Below are 21,099 nucleotides of genomic sequence, written 5' to 3' on the forward strand. Positions count from 1 at the left end.
AACACGGCAAAGCGAGGTTTTGTCACCGCGACAATGGCCAAGGCGACCTCCCAGACCCCCAAAGGCCAGACCCCTAATGGCCAGACCCGCACCGGCCCCCAGGATCCCAACCGCAAGGGCCGGCGGCAGCAGGCAGAGGGCCGCGGCGCGGATCGCAAGCGCCGCAGCGGCTTGCGCGCCCTGGCCAGCGATCTGCCGGCCGTGACCAAGCGCGCCTTTGCCCGCCGCGGCCTCAGCGGGGCGGAACTCGCCCGCCAGTGGCCGGCCATTGTCGGGGCCGACCTTTCCCGCCACTGCCGCCCCCGGCGGCTGCGGTTTCGCCGTCCGGGCGAAACGCGGGAGGGTGAATTGACGCTAAGGGTGGCTCCCGGCTGGGCCCTGGAGATCCAGCACCTGGAAACGCTGCTTCTGGAGCGGGTGAACGGCTTCTTCGGCTACCGCGCGGTCGAGCGGCTGACGCTGCAGCAGGGCCCCCTGCCCCAGGCCGCGCGCCTCAGCGAGGTTCGGCCCGCCGCCACCCCGCCGCCGCCCGACAAGGGTCTTGTGGATAAGCTCGCCCGCATTGACGATCCCGAACTGCGCGAAGCCCTTGAACGGCTTGGCCGCGCAGTCCGACAAAAGCATGACCGAAGGCCGGAAAGGGCTTAAAAACGCGTCTTTCGGAGCCCACATCCCTCAGGTCTGGGAGACCTGGCGAAGCCCTGCCAAAGCCCGGTAATCCGGGGTAAATGGGCGCTTGTGGAATCGCAGATGGCCCACTAGCATGCACAACATATGGTAGGTAAAACCATGAAGAGACGGAACATACTGATCGGAATGGGGGCCGTGGCCCTCGGCGTCAGCGTCGGCGGCGCCTACGCACTGGTCCAGCGGCCGGAAGGCGGCCCGCAGGGCGCCGCGGATACGCCGGCTCCGCAGTTGGCGGCCGCCGGCGACATGCAGCTGTTCGAGGATGATCGTATTCTCGGTGCGCCAGACGCGCCCATCACCATCCTGGAATACTCCTCACTGACCTGCCCCCACTGCGCCAGTTTCCATCGCGGCACCCTGCCCCAGGTGAAGACCGACTGGATCGACACCGGCAAGGCGCGCCTGGTCTACCGGCACTACCCGCTCGATCAGCTGGCGCTGCGCGCCGCAGCCGCGGCCAACTGCATCGAAGGCGATGGCTTCTTCGGCTTCCTCGACGTGCTGTTCAACAATCAGCCGCAGTGGAGCCGCAGCCAGGATCCGATCGGCGCTTTGCAGCAGTTCGCGGCGCTGGCGGGTCTCAGCCCCGAAGCCTTCCAGGCCTGCATCGTCGATGAGACGACGATCACCCGCATTCTCGAAGTTCAAAGAGACGGTCGCGACACCTACGAGGTTGCCTCGACTCCAAGCTTTGTGATCAACGGACAGCGCGTCATCGGCGCCCGCAGTTACGACGAGTTCGCTGCCGTGCTGACCCAGTTCGCTCCGGACGCCTGAGTCCAGGGCGCGGTGGGAAGAGCGTGATCGGATAGCGGAGGCGGCGCGGCGGCTTGCAGGGGGGCGTATGATTTCTGGTTCGACGGCAAAGGGGGAATAGCCGCGCGTGGTGCAGTTCACCAAGCTTCGCTTGAGCGGGTTTAAGTCTTTTGTCGATGCCACCGAGCTGGTGATCGAACCGGGTGTGACCGGCGTCGTCGGTCCGAACGGCTGCGGCAAGTCCAACCTTGTGGAGGCGCTGCGCTGGGCGATGGGCGAGACCTCGCCCAAGAGCATGCGCGGCAAGGAGATGGACGACGTCATCTTCGCCGGCAGCGCCAACCGGCCGTCGCGCAATGTCGCCGACGTCACGCTCTATCTGAACAATGCCGAGCGCAAGGCGCCGGCCATGTTCAACGACTTCGAGGACATCGAGGTCACGCGCCAGATCGACCGCGGCGAAGGCTCGACCTACCGGGTCAACGGCAAGGAGGTGCGCGCCCGCGATGTGCAGCTCCTGTTCGCCGACTCCGCGACCGGCGCCCATTCCACCGCTCTGGTCAGCCAGGGGCGCATCGGCGCCCTCATCAATGCCAAGCCGTCGGACCGCCGGTCGCTGCTTGAGGAAGCGGCGGGGATCACCGGGCTGCATTCGCGCCGTCACGAGGCGGAGCTGCGCCTGCGGGCGGCGGAGACCAATCTGGAGCGGCTGGACGATGTGATCGCAACCCTGGAGACCCAGCTCCAGGGATTGAAGAAGCAGGCGCGCCAGGCCACCCGCTACCGCAACGTGAACGAACACATCCGCCGCTCCGAAGCCATCGTGCTGCACCTGGAGGGCATGGAGGCCAAGGAGGCCCTGGCCGCCGCCGAAACCGCCTATGAGGCGGCGGAGCGCACGGTGGCGGAGGTGACCCAGGAGACCGCCGCGCGGGCCAGCGAACAGGCCGAGGCCGCCGCCGCCCTGCCGCCGCTGCGCGAACGCGAGGCGGAGGCCGCGGCGGCCCTGCACCGGCTGACCGTCGACCGCGACACCCTGGACAAGGAAGAGGCCCAGGCCGTCGAGGCAAAGGGCCGTGCCGAAGAGCGTCTGGCCCAGCTTCAGGGCGACCAAAGCCGCGCCGGGGCCCTGGCCGGAGATGCCGAGGCCGCGCAGGAGCGCCTGGACAGCGAGCGTGAGACCCTGACCCGCGCCGCCGAGGGTGAACGCGAAGCCCTGGCCACCGCCGAAGGCGACTGCGCCGAGGCCGCCGAGAAAGCCGGCGAGCAGGAGCGGATGCTGGGCGCGGTGACCAGCAAGATCGCCCAGGACGAAGCCCGGGCTGCAGCCCTGCAGAGACGCTGCGAGGAACTGGCGCAACGCCTGCAGCGCCTGCGCGGACAAAGCGAAGAAGCCCTGGCGCAGCGCCGCAGCCTGCAGGACGAAACCATCGACCCGCAGGTTCTCGCCGCCGCCGAGGCCCGCCTTGCCGAGGCGGAAGCCGCCCTCACCGCGTGCCGCGCGGCCAGCGCCGCCGCGGCGGAAACGACCGCCGCCGCGCGCACGGCGGAGGCCGAGTCCCGTCAGGGGCTGCGGGAGCGCGAGGCCGCCCAGGCAAAGCTGGAGGCGGAAATCTCCGCCTTGACCGCCCTTTTGGAGCCGACGGAGACGGACATGTGGCCGCCGGTCGTCGATGCGGTCTCCGTGACGCCGGGGTTTGAGGCCGCCCTGGGCGCCGCCCTCGGCGACGATCTCACCTTCTCCGCCGACGAGGCCGCGCCGGTGCATTGGCAGCAGCTGGCCCCGCTGGCCGCAGCGCCCGCCCTGCCGCCGGGCGCCCGGCCGCTTTCCGAGAGTGTCAAGGGGCCGGCCGCCCTCGACCGCCGGCTGTCACAGATCGGTGTCGTCGCCTCAGCCGAAGACGGTATGCGCCTGCAAGGCGCCCTTCAGCCGGGCCAGCGCCTGGTGACCAGGGAGGGCGATCTCTGGCGCTGGGACGGCTTCACGGCCAAGGCCGACGCGCCGACCGCCGCCGCCCAGCGGATGGCCCAGCGCAACCGCCTGGCCGAGCTGCGCGGCGAGCTGGACGGCGTCGAGCGCGAAACCGCCCGCGCGGCGGCGGACCACGGCAGCCTGGAAACCGCGGTCGAACAGGCCGCCGCGGCGGAGAAGGCCGCGCGCGAGCGTGAAGCCGAAGCCTTCGACAGCGTCAACGCAGCCCGCCAGCATCACGCCGACCTCGCCGGCAAGGCGAGTGCCGTCGCCTCACGCCTGGCGGCTCTCGACGAGAGCGTGGAACGCCTGCAGGCCGACGAGGCGGAAACTGAAAGCGCCCTGACCCAGGCGCGCGGCGAGGAAGCGGGCCTGCCCGACCTCAACCTGGAACACCAGCGGGCCGACGATCTGCGCGAGGCCCTGAGCGCGGCGCGCGATGCCCTGGTCGAACGCCAGGGCCGCTTGAACCAGCTGAAGCGCGAGGCCGAGGCGCGCGGCCGGCGGCTACAGGATATCGCCACCGAGCGCCAGTCCTGGCAGCGGCGCGCCGAAGAGGCGAAGGCCCATCTGGCCGACCTGGAAGCCCGGCGCGGCGCCACCGAAAGCGAAATCGAGACCCTGGCGGCCATTCCGCTGGCGCTGGCCGAGCGGCGCGAGGCCCTGGCCGCGCTGATCGAGGAGGCCGAAGCGCGCCGCCGCAGCGCCGCCGATGCGCTGGCCGAAGGTGAAAATCGCTTGAGCGCCGCCGACAAGGCCCTGAAGGCCGAAGAGGCGCGCCTGACCAATGCGCGGGAAAACCGTATCCGCTGCGAAGGCGCGGTCTCCCAGGGCCGCCAGAGCCTGGACACGGTGGTCGAGAAGGTGCGCGAAAAGCTCAACTGCGCCCTGGATCAGGCCCTGGCCGTGGCCGAGGTCGATCCGGACAAGGAGCTGCCGCCGCGCGAAGAGGTGGAAACCAAGCTGGCCCGCCTGATCCGCGAGCGCGAGAACCTGGGCGCGGTGAACCTGCGCGCCGAGGCGGAGGCGCGCGAGCTGGACGAGCAGATCGTCGGCATGCAGTCGGAGCGCAGCGACCTGATCGCCGCCATCAGCCGCCTGCGCCAGGGCATCGCCAGCCTCAACCGCGAAGGCCGCGAACGGCTGGTGGCGGCCTTCGAAGCCGTCAACAGCCACTTCTCGGAGCTTTTCGTCCGCCTCTTCGGCGGCGGCCGGGCGCATCTGAAGCTCACCGAGTCGGAGGACCCGCTGGCCGCCGGCCTGGAGATCATGGCGAGCCCCCCGGGCAAGCGCCTGCAGGTGATGTCACTGCTGTCCGGCGGCGAGCAGGCCCTGACCGCCTTGGCTCTGCTGTTCGCGGTGTTCCTGACCAATCCGGCGCCGATCTGCGTGCTGGACGAGGTCGACGCCCCGCTGGACGACGCCAACGTCGACCGTTTCTGCAGCCTGGTCGACGAACTGACCAAGGCGACGGAAACCCGCTTCCTGGTGATCACCCATCACCGCATGACCATGGCCCGGGTTGACCGCCTGTTCGGCGTGACCATGGCCGAACGCGGCATCAGCCAGCTTGTCTCCGTCGACCTGCAGGCGGCGGAAAGCCTGCGCGAAAGCGCCTGAACCAGACCCGGCAACTCCGCCTCAGCCGCGCGGGCGCCCCTGGGCGACCGAGATGACGGCAATGTCGGTGTTCGCGGCGCATTTGATGGCGATCTGGTCGATCAGTTCCACGGTCAGTTCGGTGCCCGCCTCCAGCAGCAGCGTGCCGCCGGCGCTGTAGAAGTTTTCGACGACAACCATGCCCGGTTCGACGAGGGTGTAATGCAGTTGCTGCGTCGGGCCTTCGACCGCCACGGCAGAGGTCGACTCCAGCATCTCTTTCAGGCGCTTCGCGGGGTCGTGATCCGCGTCCGCGGCCTCGCCGTCGGTCTTGAGAACCTTGATCGCGGCGTACTCCACGGAAGGCTTCAGCACCAGCGTTCGCTGCATGGCATAGCTCATGCGCTCGCCCAGCTTGGCCTTGGAAACCGGCTTGGAGAGAAAGGCCGAGACGTCGAGGGCGCTAGCCCGCATCACCAGGTCGGACTCCGCATGCCCGGTGAGCATCAGGATCGGAAAGTCCCGCTCCAGCGGCGTCTCCCCGGTGCGCACGGCGTGGAGGATTTCCAGACCGGTCATGCCGCCCATCTGATGGTCGAGGATCAGGGCGCCGTTGACGAAGTCGAGCGCCATGATCGCTTCTTTGCCGTTGCTGGCGGTCTGCGTCGCATAGCCCAGGTCGTTGAGCATGCGCACCATGAGGTTGCGGACGAAGGCCTGGTCGTCGGCGACCAGGACCGACTTAGGCGCTTTGGCGTTCGACATCGCTTATCTGTCCTTGGTTACGCAGGAAGGTCTGAAGACGGTCCGTCTCCGCCTCCAGTGTTTCGATGAGGTTGCGCAGACCGTCCCAATCGCCGTCTTCGGCCTGCTTCTCCAGGGTCTCGCAGGTCGCCGCCAGCAGCGGTGCCATGCCATAGCGCGCGGTTCCCTTGGCCGCATGGGCGGCGGCGCGCAAGCGCACTGCATCCCGGCTCGACCAGGGCTCATGCAGCGCAAAGAGCGCCGCCTGCCAGTTGTCGAAGAAATCGGCGATCAGGGCGTTGATGGTGTCCTCGTCGTCCTCGCCGATCAGCTCCGCGAGACCCTGGCGGTCGATCGGCGGCTGCTTCTCTTCGGAGGACTCCGGCGATGCGGCAGGGGCCGGCAGCGTGTCTTCCTTGAGGGAGGGATGCCACCACTGCTCCAACGCCCGCGACAGCTCGGAGAGGCCGACCGGCTTGGACAGATAGGCATCCATCCCAGCGTCGTAGCAGCGCTGCGCGTCGCCGGTGACGGCATTGGCGGTGAGCGCGATGATGGCGCTGCGCGGGCGGCCCGCGTCCTCCAGCGCGCGGACCGCGCGGCTCAGTTCGAAGCCGTCCATGACAGGCATGGAGCAATCCGTGATGATGAGGTCGTAGGAGCCCCGGTCGAGCAGGTCCAGGGCCTCCGCGCCATGCTCGGCCAGATCGCAGTCTGCGCCGAGGCGCCGCAGCTGCCGGCGCAGAACAAGCTGGTTCATCGGCTGATCTTCGACCACCAGGATCTTAGGCACCTGCCCCCGCGCGAAGACCTGGTAGCTCTCATCCGCCGGAAACGCGGGCTCAAAGCCGCGGTCGTCGAATCTGTACCGTTCGCCTGAAACCGCGTGGGAGACGTTCACGGCGCTCAACGGCTTGTCCAGCAACCGCAGCAAAGGGTGAAACAACGCCTGACGCCGGTAGTCCGGATCGTCGCAGGAAACAGCCGCATAGATCCGCTCGAAGTCCTCGCCGTAGCGCGCCAGCACGGCGCCGACGTCCATACCTTCGGCGGAGTCCCAATCGATCAGCAGCGTTCGCTTGCCCGCATCGCCACCTGACGGTCCGTCGCCGAGGCCCGCAGGCGCGGCCATGATCCGCACGTCGGCCCCTGCATCCCGAAGTTCCGAGACAAGCGCACTGCCGGGGGGCTCGTTTGGAAAGAGGAAGGTCAGGCTGTGCCCCTGCAGCGGCGCGACTTGCGGGCATCCCCAATCCGCAACCCTTGCCGGAAGAGAGACGACGAAGCTGCTGCCCCAGCCCGGACGCGACCTGCAATCGATGGTGCCTCCATGCAGGCCGACGAGCCGCTGCGCGATCGTCAGGCCCAGACCCGTACCACCGAAGAAACGGGTTGTTGAGTGGCTTTCCTGACCGTAGGGCTTGAACAGGGTCTCGGCCTTATCCGGATCGAACCCGATGCCCATGTCATCTACCGAGAACCGCAGCTGGACCCGATCGCCACCGATCCGCTGTGCCGAGAGGCTCATCTCCACGCGGCCGCGGTCAGTGAACTTGATGGCGTTGCCGACAAGATTGGCCAGGACCTGGTGAAGCCGTTTCTCGTCGGCCATCACCTCCCGCGGCACCTGCGGATCGATGGTGGCCGAGATATGAAGCCCCTTTTCAAGCGCTGCCGCCGCGAAAATCGACTGGACTTCCCGCATCAGGACGGCCGGATCGAAGGCCGTCATGTCGAGCACGAGCTCGTCGGCTTCGATCTTCGAGAAGTCGAGGGTATTGCCGATAATGCCCAGCAAGGCCTTGCCGCCGCTCATCGAGGCTTCCACGAGGTCGGCCTGCTCGCGCTCGAGTTGCGTGCCGCTGAGGAGTTCGAGGTTGGCGATCACGCCCGACAGCGGCGTGCGCAGTTCGTGGCTCATGTGCGCCAGAAACTCCGACTTGGACCGGGAGGCCCGCTCCGCCGCCTCGCGCAGACGCACGGAGCGATAATCGGAGACAATCCGGGTGATTGCCTGCACGATCGGCCCCAGTTCGTCGGCGAGGTTCCTGTCGAAGCCGCCGTCCCGGTTGGCCAGAGCCACCTCGCCCAGGATTTCGTCTTCCAGGGCCAGGGGCAGGATCATCAGGTTGTCCATGGCCAGATGGCCGCAGGGAATGCCGGTCGAAGCAGGATGGCGTTTGGGGTCGTTGGCGATCAGCACCTTGCCCGTCCGCAAGGGTTCGCCGCGCAGGTTGTCGATGTTGCGGAACTCCATGCCGCCCCTGGCCGAACTCTCGTACCAGAGGCGGGTTTCCTCATCCCAGGCGATGTTGGAGATCGCCAGCGTCTTGAGGTAGGGCATGTCTCCCTCGTCCTGCATTTTTTCCGCGATCATGCCGTAGTCGGCGCCGCTGAGATCCAGGATCTTCTCCAGAAGCTCTTCGAAGGCAGCCCGGTTGCGGGTCTGGTTGAGATAGATCGAATGCGCATCGTTGACCGCCGCCAGCACCGCCGCCCGCCTTTTGTCGCGCTCGGCCAGCAGCACCTGCTCTGTGACTTCGTTGAGCGAGGCGCGCACCGCGCTCTTGCCACCCCAATCGACAGCCTGTGATAAGACATCGATGTAAATGAGCCTGCCGTCGACACGCCGCATGGCGAACTGGCGCGTTGTCTCCGGTTCGCCGCTTTCCTGAACGTGGCGCCAGCGCGTGCGCGCCGGGGCCTGGCTTGCCTCGGGCATGAAATCCGCAAGAGCGCGGCCGCGCAGCTCCGTCCCGTGTTCGAGACCGAGAACCTGAGCCCCGGCGTCGTTGGCGAAGAGTACCTGGCCGCGGTCGTGGATGATGACACCGTCGATGGCGTCCTCGATCAGCGACCGGAAGCGGCGCTCCAAGCGTATGCCGCGATCCTGTTGCCGGTAGACAAGAAGAATCAGCACCACCATCGCCAGCAACGACAGCAGCTGCGCTATGCCTTTGCCCGCGACGTTCGACCTCCAATCAGACAGGATGGCGCCCATGTTCATCGAGGCGGCGGCGGTCAGGGACCAGCCAACCACCGGGACAGAAGCCGTCAGAACGTAACGGCCCTTGGTGCCCGCTTCCCAAAACACCCCGGTCCTGCCCAGGTAGGCCCGATCGAGGCGTGGCGGCGTTTCCCCCTCCGCCGCCGCTTCGCCTTCGCTGCCGGGCCGACTGATGGCGACAAGCTCGCCACCGTTCATGAGCACGCGGCGGGTGATGGGAAAATCGCCCAACAGCGCGAACTTCTGGGCGAAGTAAGACGGCTTCACCGATATCATCACGATGCCCTGGAAGCTGCCGTCGGCGGCGGAAAGGCGGCGTGAAACCACAAGGATCCACTCGCCGCGCACCCGGCTGACGATCGGTTCGCTGAGAAAGGAACCCTGGGCCAAGCCGTCCCGCTGCGCGATGAAGTAAGAACGGTCGGAGATATCGAGGCCGCTGACCTTGGTGCCGCCGCCTGCGGTGACCAGGCCCCGGACGATCCCGAAGCGATCCGCCAGCGCGGCCCCCGTGACATGCTCTCCCGATTCCGCCGTACGCCCCAGGACGGTCAAAGCGTCCGGGGTGAGCTCCTCCGTCCAAGTGGGGTTCTGCTCGACCAGTTCTTCCAGATGGTCGAGCTCTGAATCGACAAGCCGCATCGCATAGGCGATTTGCTCCGCCGTCGCCCGGGCATCCACCGTCAGGCGCAGCCGCTCCTGCTCTATCGTGCGCTCATAGGACATCACGGCCAGCAGGACGAAGATGCCGAACTGGGCCGCGAAGACGAGGCCTAAGGCCAATGGCTTGGACAGAGTACGTGACATGGCAGAGACGAGAGCATCCTTTCAGGCTGTGCTACCTCTACAAGAAACTCCCTAAACAATTGATAATTGATACGTTTAGAATACCTACAACCCTGATTAGGGACTGCTTGTCTGCGGCGGAATCCAAGGCCCCCAGGGCACCGGGCCACTGGCACCGGGCCACTGGCGCCGGGCCACTGGCGCCGGGCCACCGCGGCAGGACCGGGCCGCGCGCGCTTGCCCCCCGATGGGCGGGCAGCTAGCGGGCGGGCAGCAGCCGGCAGGGTGTCCATGCGCCCTGTGGTTGATGCTGCGGCGCGCATCCGGCCGCTCCGCCAGGCCGGGGCCGGGGCCCGGGCCAGGAGCAGAGTCCGAGGGTGGACTCCCCGGGCGGAATCCACAGGCAGAATCCAGGGGCGGAATCCAGGGGCGGAAGCCAGCGGCAAGAGACGGTTTTCCACGCCCGCCGCAGGGCGCTTGCGGACGGCTGGAAAGACCGCCGGAGGCCAGGAGAATCGTGGGTTCTCTTCGCCTTGACAGGGGGGAGGAGTCTTCATACTGTGCGCGCGAATTCAGCTCAGACCTCCATCAATTCTTGGGGAGAACGGTCACCCGGCGAGTGGGACGAAAGCGCGCATGCAAGACGACTCTCCCCCGCCATCCCTCGAACAGCTGGACGAGAAACTCCGTGCGGCGAAAGCCAAGCGGCGCAGTGCAGAGCCGGACCCGCGCGAGCGCGGACAAGGACTGGCCTTTGCAATGCGGATCGGGGTGGAGATCGTCGCGGCGCTGATAGTCGGCGTGGCGATCGGATACTTCCTCGATCGGTGGCTGGGAACCAAACCCTGGTTTCTGCTGCTGTTTTTCGTGCTCGGCGCCGCCGCGGGATTTATGAACGTTTTCAGGATTGTCGGGGGCCTGGGGGGACAGGTCGGATACCGCAAGAAAAGCGAGCCAACCGAGTCCGGGATTGGGCAAAACCCCGACGAAGAGCGGGACAAGGACGGATAAGGGTTAAGTCATGGCGGAAGGCGGCGCGCACAGCCCCCTGGAGCAGTTCGAGATCAAGGGCATTTTCCCCGCCCGCGACCCCGGAGAAATCGGTACCCTGGACTTCACCAATTCATCGCTGATGATGGTGATCGCGGTCGTGCTGATCTCGGCCTTTCTGATCCTCGGCATGCGCCGCGGCGCCCTGGTGCCGGGCCGCATGCAGAGCCTGGCGGAGCTCTCCTACGAGTTCATCGCCGGACTGATATCGGAGACCGTGGGGTCGGAGGGCCGGCGCTACTTCCCGATCATCTTCACCCTCTTCATGTTCATCCTGGTGGGCAACATGCTGGGCATGGTGCCCTACAGCTTCACCTTCACCAGCCACATCATCGTCACCTTCGCCCTGGCCATCACCGTCTTCACCGGCGTCACCATCCTGGCCATCGCCAAGCACGGGCTGCACTTCTTCTCCTTCTTCGTGCCGCCGGGCGCGCCGGTGGCGATGTGGCCGCTGCTGATCCCGATCGAGGTGATCTCCTACCTCTCGCGCCCGATCAGCCTTTCGGTCCGTCTGTTCGCCAACATGCTGGCCGGCCATACCCTGCTGAAGGTGATCGCCGGCTTCATCGGCGTAATGGGCGTGTTCGGCATCCTGCCCTTCGCGCTGGTCGTGGCGCTGACCGGCCTGGAGATCCTCATCGCCTTCCTGCAGGCCTATGTCTTCGCCATTCTGACCTGCCTCTACATCAACGACGCGCTGCATCTGCACTGATCCCGGGGACCAGCAGACCGGCAGCCGCCCCATCCACCATCCGTTTTCGGTTTACCTCAAAGGGAGCTTTATCAATGGAACTTGAAGCCGCCAAAATGATCGGCGCCGGCCTCGCCGTGATCGGCGTTATCGGCGCAGGTGTCGGCATCGGCAGCATCTTCTCCTCCTTCATCGTTGCCGTCGGCCGCAACCCGGCCGCCCGCGGTGAAGTCTTCACCATGACCATGCTGGGCTTCGCCCTGGTGGAAGCCATCGCGCTCTTCGCCCTGGTCATCGCACTGCTGATTCTCTTCGGCTAACAGGCCGACGGCGGAGCGCTTCCCGGGGGTTTCCCGGGGCGCTTCTCCCGAAGCCCTGCAGAACCGTTTGAGAGAGGACGCGGGCCATGCCCCAACTCGATCCTTCCGTCTGGCCGACCCAGCTGTTCTGGCTGGTGCTGACCTTCTCCATCCTCTACCTGGTGATCTGGCGGGTCGCCCTGCCGCGCATCGGCGAGGTGCTGGAGGCCCGGCAACGCAAGCTCGACGACGACCTGAAGAAGGCGACGGCCCTGAAAGAAGAGGCCGAAGCCATCCTGGCGGAGTACGAGAAGATGCGCGCCGACGCCCAGGCCTCGGCCCATGAAGAGCTGCGGGCCGCCCACGACGCCCTGAAAGAAGAGGCCGAGCGGGAAACCCAGGCGCTGGCCGCCAGGCTCAACAGCCAGACGGAGGAGGCCGAAGCGCGCATCGCCGCGGCCAAGTCCGCCGCGCTGGCGAGCCTGGAGGGCACGGTCTCCGAGGTGGTGGTCGCCGCCACGGAGAAGCTGATCGGCGTCAAGGCCGGCGAGCAGGAGGTCACCCGCGTGGTCGGCCAGGTGATGGGAGACCAGACCAAAGGGGGCGCGCACTGATGTTCCAGGATCCGACATTCTGGGTCGCGGTCGCCTTTGTCCTCTTCATGGGGCTGATCGCCTGGAAGGCCGGCAAGCCGATCCTGGCCGGGCTCGACTCCCGTGCCGAGCGCATCAAGGCGGAACTGGACGAGGCCCAGCGCCTGCGCGAGGACGCGCAGAAGACCCTGGCCGAGTACAAGCGCAAGCAGCGCGACGCCGCCAAGGAGGCCGAGGAAATGCTGGCCAACGCCAAGCACGAGGCCGAACTGCTGCGCAACCAGGCCAGCGAAGAGCTGAAGGCCGTGCTGGCGCGCCGCGAGAAGGCGGCCCTGGACAAGATCGCCCAGGCCGAGACCCAGGCGCTGCAGGAAGTGCGCAGCCAGGCGGTGGACATCGCCATGACCGCGACGGCCAAGCTGCTCTCCGAGAACGTCGACCCCGGCCGCGACCAGGCCATGGTCGACCAGGCCATCAGGGACCTCGGCGCCAAGCTGCACTGACCGCCAGCACTGACAGGCAACCGCCCGTCCCAAGAACGCAAACGCCCGGCCCTCATAACGAGGACCGGGCGTTTTCTTTGCGGGGCCGTTGACATCGATGGAGGTGGCTCCCCCTCACCCTCCCACTGCGTGGGCCCCTCCCTCTCCCACCAGGGGAGAGGGAAACGAACGGCAACGTCGTAACGGGATGCCTCTCCCCTTCAAGAGACCCCTCTCCCCTGGTGGGAGAGGGTTGTGCAGGCTTGGTGAGCGCAGCGAACCTAGCCGAAGCTGGGTGAGGGGGTACGCGCCGCCGCCACTCCGCCACAGTGTCACCCTCGGGCTTGACCCGAGGGTCCACTGGACCGTTCGCTGGAACCCCTCCCGGCGAAACCCGGACGGCCACCATCATGGATACTCGGGTCAAGCCCGAGTATGACGAAAAGAGAAAGCAGCGAGGACGCTGCGCGTTCCGGTCTGCCGACCCTACGGCTGCTCCGCCTGCGGGGCGAACATGGCGAAGATCTCGGGGCCGGTCATGTTCTTGGTCTCGTTGGCGAAGGCGTAGTAGCCGGGCTTTTCGTCGATGAAGACCTGAGTTGTCATCTCGAAGTCGTCCTGCTCGTCGAAGAGGCCGGCGTAGAGGTAGTGGTCGCCCGACTCGACGACGCGGTAGAAGAGGTTGCTGCCGCAGGTCTTGCAGAAGCCCCGCTCCGCCCAGTCGGAGGAGCGGTAGACGCCCACGTTGTCCTCGCCCTCGATGGTGAGCGGGTCCTTGCCCACATAGACGGCGATGCCCGGGCCGCCGCCCCAGCGCCGGCACATGGTGCAGTGGCAGGCGCCGACCTCCTTGGGGTCTCCGCTCACCGTGATCTTCACCGCGCCGCAGAGGCAGCTTGCGGTCGTCTTGCTGGCTTCAGGCATCTTGTTCTCCCATAACTGACTGTAACGGGGTTCACGCTCCGGTATCGTTCTATCAGGCCCGCCGGGCCGCTGTCGAAACAGGCAGGGGCGGCCCCGAAAGGACCGGCAGTTCAGCCGTGACAATGGCAGGGACCGCGCTATATGTCTTTGAGGGCGATCAATGCAGGGCCTCCGGCTTTGCCGCCGGAACCACCCAAGGACGTCCCTGCCACCACCCGGAAGCCCACCCGACCCCATGGATTCCCTCACCCAATTCGCGCTGGGCGCCGGTGTCGGCGCCGCCCTGCTGGGGCCGCGCATCGGCCCGCGCAAGGCCGCCATCGCCGGCGGCCTGCTGGGCACCCTGCCCGACCTGGACGTGCTCTACCCCTTCGACGACCCCATCGATGCCTTCACCCTGCACCGCGGCGCCACGCACTCGTTTTTCGTCCAGGCGCTGGCGACGCCGGTCATCGGCGAAGCGCTGCTGCGGCTGTTCGAGGGCCTGCGCGAGCAGCGGCTGCGGACCTACCTGGCCGTCTACCTGATCTTCGTGACCCACGCCATCATCGACGCCCTGACGGTCTACGGCACAAGAATCTTCTGGCCGGTCTTTCCCGACCCCGTCGGCGCCGGATCGATCTTCATCATCGATCCGCTCTACAGCCTGCCGCTGCTGGCGGTGATGATCTGGGCCTTTTTCAAGGGAAACTGGACGCCGCGGTTCGGCAGGGCCGTGACCGCCGTGCTGATCGTCTCCACCGCCTACCTCGGCGCCGGGCTGGCCGCCCAGCAGGCGGTCGAGACCAGGGCGCGCACCCTGCTGGCCGAAGCCAACGTCTATCCGGACCGCCTGCTGGCGAACCCGACGCCCTTCAACAGCCTGTTCTGGAAGGTCATCGCCGTCACCGGTGACCGCTACATCAATCTCTACGTCCCCCTCTTCGGTCCGCAGGAGCGGATCACCGCCTACATCCACCCGCGCGGCACCGAGCACCTGGAATGCCTCGGCGAGTCGGAAGCGCTGGACAAGCTGGCCGCCTTCAGCGACGGCTTCTACGGCGTGGACCTGGAGGACGGCGAGATCGTGGTCTCCGACCTGCGCATGGGGATGACGCCCAACTACGTCTTCCGCTTCGCCATCGCCGAGGAAACGGCGGCGGGCCTGGAGGCCATGGCGCCGGAGCGCCGGCGCAGCCAGCGCCAGGCCGAGGGCGACCTGGACTGGCTGCTCGCCAACCTTTCCGGCGAGGCCGCCCTGCGCCCGGCGGAGGCCGCCCGGGTGGCGGATCTTTCCGGGCCGGCGGCCCTTGCCGGGTCGGTGGTCGCGACACCCGGGTGCTGACGCCGGCTTCGCGTCCCGCGGCTTGAACCGCCGCGTCGCGGCCGACGACCCACAGCGGAAAGGCGCCCCTTCGGCCCCCGAAGTGTGCGCCCTGAAAGCCCGTCAACCCAACGGACCCGCCAGGACCATGAACAGACTGCCTCTTCTCTCAGCCGCCGCGCTCCTGCTCGCCGCCGCTGCCGGCATGGGTGCCGGCGCCGCTCCGGCCCAGGCGCAGGAACCGGACTACCTGCTCTACGGCGGCAGGGATCACACCATCTTCCTGGGCTGCCTGAACTGTTCGCGCTTCGACAGCGACTCGGTCTGGAACAAGGCCGGCGCCTACGGCTCCGAACACGACCGCTCGACGATCTGGAGCAAGGCCAGCCCCTATGGCTCGCCCTACAACGCACTGAGCCCCTGGCACCCGCACTCCACCGACGCCCCGGTGGTGCGCGACCGCAACGGCAAGAGCTACGGCAAGTTCACCCGCAACGTCTTCGACGGCGCGCGCACCGATGTCGACGCGCTGCTCTGGATCCTGGACAACTACGACAGCATCATCGCCGACCTGGACAGCGCCCGGCAGCGCTACTGACGCAAGGCGCCGCGGCCCTCAAGTCTCCGCTTTCCGGGCGACGATAAAGGCCGTGATCCCGTCCGGCGGCAGCCAGAGGCGGTCGATCTCGAAGCCGGCGGCCTCGACGCTGTCTTCCATCTCCTTGGCGGTGAAGACCTTGACCAGCGGCATCAGGCCGAGCGCCCGGCCCAGCGGATTGATGAGCCCGATGTAGCGCATCATGCTTTCGCCCAGGCAGACGGTGCTGCTGACGAAGAGGCCACCGGGCTTCAGCATCCGGTGAATCCTCGCCATCACCGCCTCCTTGTCGGTCACAAGGTGCAGCAGGCTGAGCGCCAGCACGGCATCGAGGCTTTCGTCGGGTGCAGTGAAATCGTCGACCGCCGCGCACTCGAAGGTGATGTTGTCGATCCCGGCGGCCTCGACCTTATCCCTGGCGATCTCCAGCATCCCGGCGGAGATGTCGACGGCATGGATGTGCTTCACGAAAGGGGCATGAACCATGGCGGTCGAGCCGGTGCCGCAGCCGAGTTCCAGCACCTCCATGCCAGGACGAAAGTACTCCTGCGTGATCTTCAGTTTCTTCTGGTAGGACGCCTCGTCGCTGACCGGCTTTTTCGAATAACGCAGCGCGACCTTGTCCCAAAACCTGGCTGCATGAGCCATAGCATCTCCCACAAATGATCTTGCCCGAAAAGGACTCCGGCCCCACCCGCGGCCGGCGCCGCGTAAGGTCCTCCCGCCTTCGTCAAAATGCAAAGGCTTTGTGTGAGCTCCTTCTAAAGAGGCAGGCTAAAGAGGCAGGACCGGATTGGCGGCGGCGCCTACCCCCATTTATCTGCCGCCCGCTCCGCCGGTGACACCGCGGGGCCACTGCGCGGCTGTCACAGTAGCGGTCTATCCTGCCGCTTCTGCGGTGCGCTTTGATTGCGCCCGACGAAGCTTCACGAGAGGACGGTGCCCATGGCCCCTCTTGCCACTTTCCTGCCGGTCTCGGCAGCGCTGCTGGGGCTGCTGCTCATGGCCTCCCCGGCCCCGGCCCTGTCGCCCCAGGCCGATGAGATCTCGCCCGTCACGCCGCCCGCCGGCTGGTCTTTGGAGCGCGACGGCGCGGTGCAGGTCTTCCGCAAGACCTTCGGCGGAGAGGCCATGACCCTGCGCGTCCTGCCCTGGTCCCAGCTCGGCGGAGAACCGCTGACCGCCTGGCTGCGGGCGCGCTGGGACGCGCCGCTCGGCCCCCTGGCCGTCACCGCGCGCACCGGCGACGGCCCCAAGGCGCTGAGCGGCAGCGACGCACGCGGCGGCTACGACTTCGCCATCGTCACCCGGCGCCTGCAACCGCAGGGCGGCAGCAAGGTCTCCTCCATGCTGGCCGCCTGCGCCCGCGAGGGCCGGGCTCTGGTGGCGAACCTCTACGGCCCGCCGGCCGCTTTCGCCAAGCGGGCGGTGCAGCGCGAGGCCCAGCTGATCACCCAGACGGCCTGCGCCACGCCGCCCCAGGCCGCCGGATCGCCGGACCAACCCGGTTGGGGCGATCCACGCCCGCAGGAAGCGGCCATCCGTCCGCAAGCAGAGCGCCCGGACTTCCAGCGCGGCAAACCGCCCGCCGGTTTCGAGCGCATCTGGTACATCGGCGACTTCGTGCCCGGCGTCGCCGGCATGACCGCACGCCAGAAGGCGGTCATCACCTTCGCCGACAAAACCGTTTCCGACGATATCGATACCATCTTCGCCGACGGCATCGCCGCCTCGAAGCAGCGCAACCCGAAGGACTGGGGCGTCTGGCGGATCAACGGCAAGGGGGAACTGGAAATCCGCTGGGCCGGCAAAGACACATTCAGCGATTTCTACCTGACGCGCCACACCGATGCCGGCGCCGCCGACAAACGCCTGGACGGCTGCTTCTCTTCCCGCAGCGGCCACTCGATCGGCTTCGGCGCCGGCGCCACCCATTCCGTCTCGGTCAACACCTGGTGCTTCGCCGGCAACGGGCGCTTTTCCAACGACAAGGCTGTCTCACTGGCCTCCGGCGGGTCCGGTGGCCCGGCCTCTGCCGGCCTTGCCAGCAGCGACAGCACCGGCTGGTACCGCATCGACGGCAACGTCATCCAGCTGGTCTACGACAACGGCCGCCGGCTCACCACGTCCTTCGCCATGATGGACGAGGACGACCCCGCGAAGCCCACCGACCTGCTGCTCGGTTCCGGCCACTACGGCGAGTGAGCGGATGCCGCTGAGACCGGGAAGGGCTCTTTACTCTGCCGCCTCCTGGTAGGCCTCCATGGGCGGGCAGGTGCAGACCAGATTGCGGTCGCCGGCGACGTTGTCGATGCGCGCGACCGGCGGCCAGTATTTGTCCTCCTGCATGCCGGGCAGCGGGAAGAAGGCGCGCGCCTTGTCGTAGGGCCGGTCCCAGTCGCCCAGCAGCAGGCCGTGGGTGTGGGGGGCGTTGTGCAGCAGGTTGTTCGCGGCATCCGCCGCACCGCTTTCCACCTCGGCGATTTCCCGGCGGATGGCGATCATGGCATCGCAGAAGCGGTCCAGCTCCCGCTTGGCCTCGCTTTCCGTCGGCTCGATCATCAGGGTGTCGGCCACCGGGAAGGACATGGTGGGGGCGTGGAAGCCGTAATCCACCAACCGCTTGGCCACGTCCTCCACGGAGATGCCGCAGGCCTCCTTGATCGGCCTGAGGTCGATGATGCATTCGTGCGCCACCATGCCGTTCTGGCCGGTGTAGAGCACGGGATAGTGGGGCGCCAGGCGGTGCGCCACGTAGTTGGCGCCGAGGATCGCCATCTGGGTCGCCCGGGTCAGCCCCTCCGCGCCCATCATGGCGATGTAGGCCCAGGAGATCGGCAGGATGCTGGAGGAGCCCCAGGGCGCGGCTGAGATGGTGCCGATGGTGCCGGCCGGCCCCGCCGCCGGATTGACGCCCGGGACCACCGGGTGGTCCGGCAGGAAGGGCGCCAGATGCGCCATCACCCCGATGGGGCCCATGCCCGGGCCGCCGCCGCCGTGGGGAATGCAGAAGGTCTTGTGCAGGTTCATGTGGGAGACGTCGGCGCCGATCTCCCCCGGCTTGCAGACGCCCAGCAGCGCGTTGAGGTTGGCGCCGTCCATGTAAACCTGGCCGCCGTTGTCGTGGATGACCTGGCAGATCTCGCGGATCGCCTCCTCGAAGACGCCGTGGGTCGAGGGATAGGTGACCATCAGCGCCGCCAGGTTGTCGCGGTGCTCGCCGGCCTTGGCCCTCAGGTCCTCGACGTCGACGTTGCCCTGGTCGTCGCAGGCGACCACGACGACGCGCAGACCGGCCATGGTGGCCGAGGCCGGATTGGTGCCGTGCGCCGAGGAGGGGATGAGGCAGATGTTGCGATGCCCCTCGCCGCGGCTCTCATGGTACTTGCAGATGGTCATGAGACCGGCGTACTCGCCCTGGGAGCCGGCGTTGGGCTGCAGGGACACCGCCTCGAAGCCGGTAACCGCGCAGAGCATGGCTTCCAGCCGGTCGAACAGCTGGCGGTAGCCGGCGGCCTGGTCGAGCGGCGCGAAGGGATGCAGATCGGCAAACTCCGGCCAGGTGACCGCCTCCATCTCCGTCGTGGCGTTGAGCTTCATGGTGCAGGAGCCGAGCGGGATCATGGCGCGGTCGAGCGCGATGTCCTTGGACTGGAGGCGGCGCAGGTAGCGCAGCATCTCGGTCTCGGCGTGATAGAGGTTGAAGACCGGATGGGTGAGGAAGTCGCTGCGCCGGCGCAGCGCCTCGGGGATGCCAGACCGGGCCTCGTTCTCCAGGGTCTCCACGGTCGGCGCGTCGCCCTTGGCGAAGGCTTCCAGCAGCAGGTCCAGGTGCTCGCGGGTCGTCACCTCGTCCAGGGCGATGCCAAGGCGGTCGCCATCGATGGGGCGCAGATTGATGCCGGCAGCCCGTGCGGCGGCGACCAGCGCCGCGGCGCGCCCCGGCGCCTTCACCGTCAGGGTGTCGAAGTAGCTGTCGTTCTCCACGACGTAGCCGAGCCGGGCGAGCCCGCCGGCGAGGATGCCGGTCAGACGCTGCACCCGCTGGGCGATGGTCCTGAGGCCGTCGGGGCCGTGATAGGTGGCGTAGAGCCCGGCGATGATGGCGAGCAGGACCTGGGCGGTGCAGATGTTGCTGGTCGCCTTTTCACGGCGGATGTGCTGTTCGCGGGTCTGCAGGGCCATGCGCAGGGCCGGGCGCCCCTCGGCATCGACGGAGACGCCGATGAGCCGGCCCGGCACCGAGCGCTTGTAGGCTTCGCGCGTCGCGAAGTAGGCCGCGTGCGGGCCGCCATAGCCCATCGGCACGCCGAAGCGCTGGGAGGAGCCGACGACGATGTCCGCTCCCATCTCGCCCGGCGGCGTGATCAGGGTCAGCGCCAGCAGATCGGCAGCCACGATGGCCAGGGCCTTCTGGCCGTGCAGCGCCTCGATGACCGGCGTCAGATCGCGGACATGGCCACAAGTACCGGGGTATTGCAGCAGGGCGCCGAAAACCTCCTGCCCGGCCAGGTCGCTTTCGGGATCGCCGACGACGAGGTCGATGCCCAGGGGCCGGGCCCGGGTCTGCAGAACCGCCAGGGTCTGGGGATGACAGTCCTCGGCGACGAAAAAGCGCTCGGACTTGGACTTGGCGACGCGGTGGGCCATGGCCATGGCTTCGGCCGCCGCCGTCGCCTCGTCCAGCAGCGAGGCGTTGGCGAGTTCCATCCCGGTCAGATCGATGATCATCTGCTGGTAGTTCAGCAGCGCCTCCAGCCTGCCTTGGCTCACCTCGGCCTGGTAGGGCGTATAGGCCGTGTACCAGCCCGGGTTCTCCAGCACGCGGCGCACGATGACACCGGGCAGGATGGTGTTGGAGTAGCCCATGCCGATCATCGACACCATGACCTGGTTCCTGTCGGCCATGGCGCGCAGGGCCTCCAGGGCGCCGCGCTCGCTGACCACCGGCGGCAGGGGCATGGGCGTCGCGCTGCGGATCGCCGCCGGCACCGCCTTGTCGATCAAGGCCTCCAGCGAATCCAGACCCAGGCTGTCCAGCATCGCGCGGGTCTGCGGTTCGCCGGGGCCGATGTGACGGCGGACGAAGTCGTCCTTCACTTCCAACTCCGCCAGGCTGCGCACTGCGTCACTCATGCTTGTCTCCCTTTTGGTCCCTCATGGTCCCTCTTGGCCCCTGCTATCGACCAGAAACCCTCAACCTTGACCCGGGCCTCTCAGCCCTGCCCTTCGACAAAGGCGCCATAGGCGGCCTCGTCCATCAGATCGGCAAGCTGTCCGGCGTCGGAAAGCTTCATCTTGAAGAACCAGCCGCCGCTCTCGGGCTCGCTGTTGACCTTGCCCGGTTCGTCGTTCAGGGCCTCGTTCACCTCGACCACCTCGCCGTCGGCCGGGGCGTAGATCTCGCTGGCCGCCTTCACCGACTCCACGACCGCGGCCTCGCTGCCCTTCTCCAGGCTCTTGCCGATCTCCGGCAGTTCAACGAAGACGATATCGCCGAGCTGTTCCTGGGCGTGGTTGCTGATGCCCACCGTGGCGACGTCGCCCTCGACGCTCAGCCATTCATGATCTTCCGTATAACGACGTTGGCTCATGGCAAAGG

General features: G+C 67.5%; 17 protein-coding genes. 11 read left to right on the plus strand and 6 right to left on the minus strand.

Going from position 1 to position 21,099, the window contains the following annotated elements:
* Positions 1-33: 33 nt before the first annotated feature.
* From ACO06P_RS10565 to smc, 3 genes are all read left to right on the plus strand, one after another.
* On the plus strand, positions 34-648 hold the full coding sequence (locus tag ACO06P_RS10565; RefSeq protein WP_420345206.1) for a DUF721 domain-containing protein: 615 nt from the start codon (positions 34-36) through the stop codon (positions 646-648).
* Between the two features lie 141 nt (positions 649-789).
* Positions 790-1,467, plus strand: a complete 678-nt coding sequence (locus tag ACO06P_RS10570; protein ID WP_420345207.1) for a DsbA family protein — start codon at positions 790-792, stop codon at positions 1,465-1,467.
* A 106-nt stretch (positions 1,468-1,573) separates the two neighbouring features.
* Positions 1,574-5,038: a chromosome segregation protein SMC gene (gene smc / locus ACO06P_RS10575; RefSeq protein WP_420345208.1), complete on the plus strand. Its 3,465-nt coding sequence runs from the start codon at positions 1,574-1,576 to the stop codon at positions 5,036-5,038.
* Positions 5,039-5,059: 21 nt separating this feature from the next.
* Here smc and ACO06P_RS10580 read toward each other — a convergent pair whose 3' ends face one another.
* Positions 5,060-5,782 (minus strand): response regulator, encoded by a 723-nt coding sequence (locus ACO06P_RS10580; protein WP_420345209.1) that lies wholly within the window; start codon positions 5,780-5,782, stop codon positions 5,060-5,062.
* Positions 5,760-9,575 carry an ATP-binding protein gene (locus ACO06P_RS10585; protein ID WP_420345210.1) on the minus strand — a complete coding sequence of 1,272 codons (3,816 nt, stop codon included), beginning with the start codon at positions 9,573-9,575 and terminating at the stop codon, positions 5,760-5,762. Before ACO06P_RS10585 ends, ACO06P_RS10580 begins: the two co-directional genes overlap by 23 nt.
* Positions 9,576-10,190: 615 nt before the next feature.
* Between ACO06P_RS10585 and ACO06P_RS10590 the strand changes: the two genes are divergently transcribed.
* From ACO06P_RS10590 to ACO06P_RS10610, 5 genes are all read left to right on the plus strand, one after another.
* Positions 10,191-10,565 (plus strand): AtpZ/AtpI family protein, encoded by a 375-nt coding sequence (locus tag ACO06P_RS10590; RefSeq protein ID WP_420345211.1) that lies wholly within the window; start codon positions 10,191-10,193, stop codon positions 10,563-10,565.
* 10 nt (positions 10,566-10,575) lie between these two features.
* Positions 10,576-11,319 (plus strand): F0F1 ATP synthase subunit A, encoded by a 744-nt coding sequence (locus ACO06P_RS10595; protein WP_299394559.1) that lies wholly within the window; start codon positions 10,576-10,578, stop codon positions 11,317-11,319.
* A 74-nt stretch (positions 11,320-11,393) separates the two neighbouring features.
* Positions 11,394-11,618, plus strand: coding sequence for an ATP F0F1 synthase subunit C (locus ACO06P_RS10600; RefSeq protein ID WP_299394562.1), 225 nt, complete (start codon positions 11,394-11,396; stop codon positions 11,616-11,618).
* A gap of 86 nt (positions 11,619-11,704) precedes the next feature.
* A complete protein-coding gene (locus ACO06P_RS10605; protein WP_420345212.1) occupies positions 11,705-12,211 on the plus strand; it encodes a F0F1 ATP synthase subunit B' in 507 nt (168 codons plus the stop codon).
* Positions 12,211-12,693 (plus strand): F0F1 ATP synthase subunit B, encoded by a 483-nt coding sequence (locus tag ACO06P_RS10610; RefSeq protein ID WP_420345213.1) that lies wholly within the window; start codon positions 12,211-12,213, stop codon positions 12,691-12,693. The genes ACO06P_RS10605 and ACO06P_RS10610 overlap by 1 nt, the downstream gene beginning before the upstream one ends.
* Positions 12,694-13,158: 465 nt before the next feature.
* On the opposite strand, the gene ACO06P_RS10615 is transcribed toward ACO06P_RS10610, so the two are convergent.
* The gene (locus ACO06P_RS10615) at positions 13,159-13,596 is read right to left on the minus strand and encodes a GFA family protein (RefSeq protein WP_420345214.1); all 438 of its coding nucleotides are present in this window, start codon (positions 13,594-13,596) and stop codon (positions 13,159-13,161) included.
* 235 nt (positions 13,597-13,831) lie between these two features.
* On the opposite strand from ACO06P_RS10615, the gene ACO06P_RS10620 reads away from it, so the two are divergent.
* Positions 13,832-14,920: a metal-dependent hydrolase gene (locus ACO06P_RS10620; RefSeq protein WP_420345215.1), complete on the plus strand. Its 1,089-nt coding sequence runs from the start codon at positions 13,832-13,834 to the stop codon at positions 14,918-14,920.
* 127 nt (positions 14,921-15,047) lie between these two features.
* Positions 15,048-15,497 carry a hypothetical protein gene (locus ACO06P_RS10625; RefSeq protein WP_420345216.1) on the plus strand — a complete coding sequence of 150 codons (450 nt, stop codon included), beginning with the start codon at positions 15,048-15,050 and terminating at the stop codon, positions 15,495-15,497.
* 18 nt (positions 15,498-15,515) lie between these two features.
* Here ACO06P_RS10625 and ACO06P_RS10630 read toward each other — a convergent pair whose 3' ends face one another.
* Complete coding sequence (locus ACO06P_RS10630) at positions 15,516-16,145, minus strand: class I SAM-dependent methyltransferase (RefSeq protein ID WP_420345217.1); 630 nt, start codon at positions 16,143-16,145, stop codon at positions 15,516-15,518.
* 297 nt (positions 16,146-16,442) lie between these two features.
* Here ACO06P_RS10630 and ACO06P_RS10635 point away from each other — a divergent pair, with 297 nt between their 5' ends.
* Positions 16,443-17,702, plus strand: coding sequence for a hypothetical protein (locus tag ACO06P_RS10635; protein ID WP_420345218.1), 1,260 nt, complete (start codon positions 16,443-16,445; stop codon positions 17,700-17,702).
* Positions 17,703-17,732: 30 nt separating this feature from the next.
* On the opposite strand, the gene gcvP is transcribed toward ACO06P_RS10635, so the two are convergent.
* Both gcvP and gcvH read right to left on the minus strand, forming a co-directional pair.
* Positions 17,733-20,633 (minus strand): aminomethyl-transferring glycine dehydrogenase, encoded by a 2,901-nt coding sequence (gene gcvP / locus ACO06P_RS10640; protein ID WP_420345219.1) that lies wholly within the window; start codon positions 20,631-20,633, stop codon positions 17,733-17,735.
* Between the two features lie 80 nt (positions 20,634-20,713).
* Positions 20,714-21,091, minus strand: coding sequence for a glycine cleavage system protein GcvH (gene gcvH, locus ACO06P_RS10645; RefSeq protein WP_420345220.1), 378 nt, complete (start codon positions 21,089-21,091; stop codon positions 20,714-20,716).
* Positions 21,092-21,099 lie beyond the last annotated feature (8 nt).

Origin of the sequence: Pelagibius sp., from assembly GCF_965227505.1 — a bacterium.
In the GTDB taxonomy this organism is placed as follows: Bacteria; Pseudomonadota; Alphaproteobacteria; order Kiloniellales; family Kiloniellaceae; genus Pelagibius.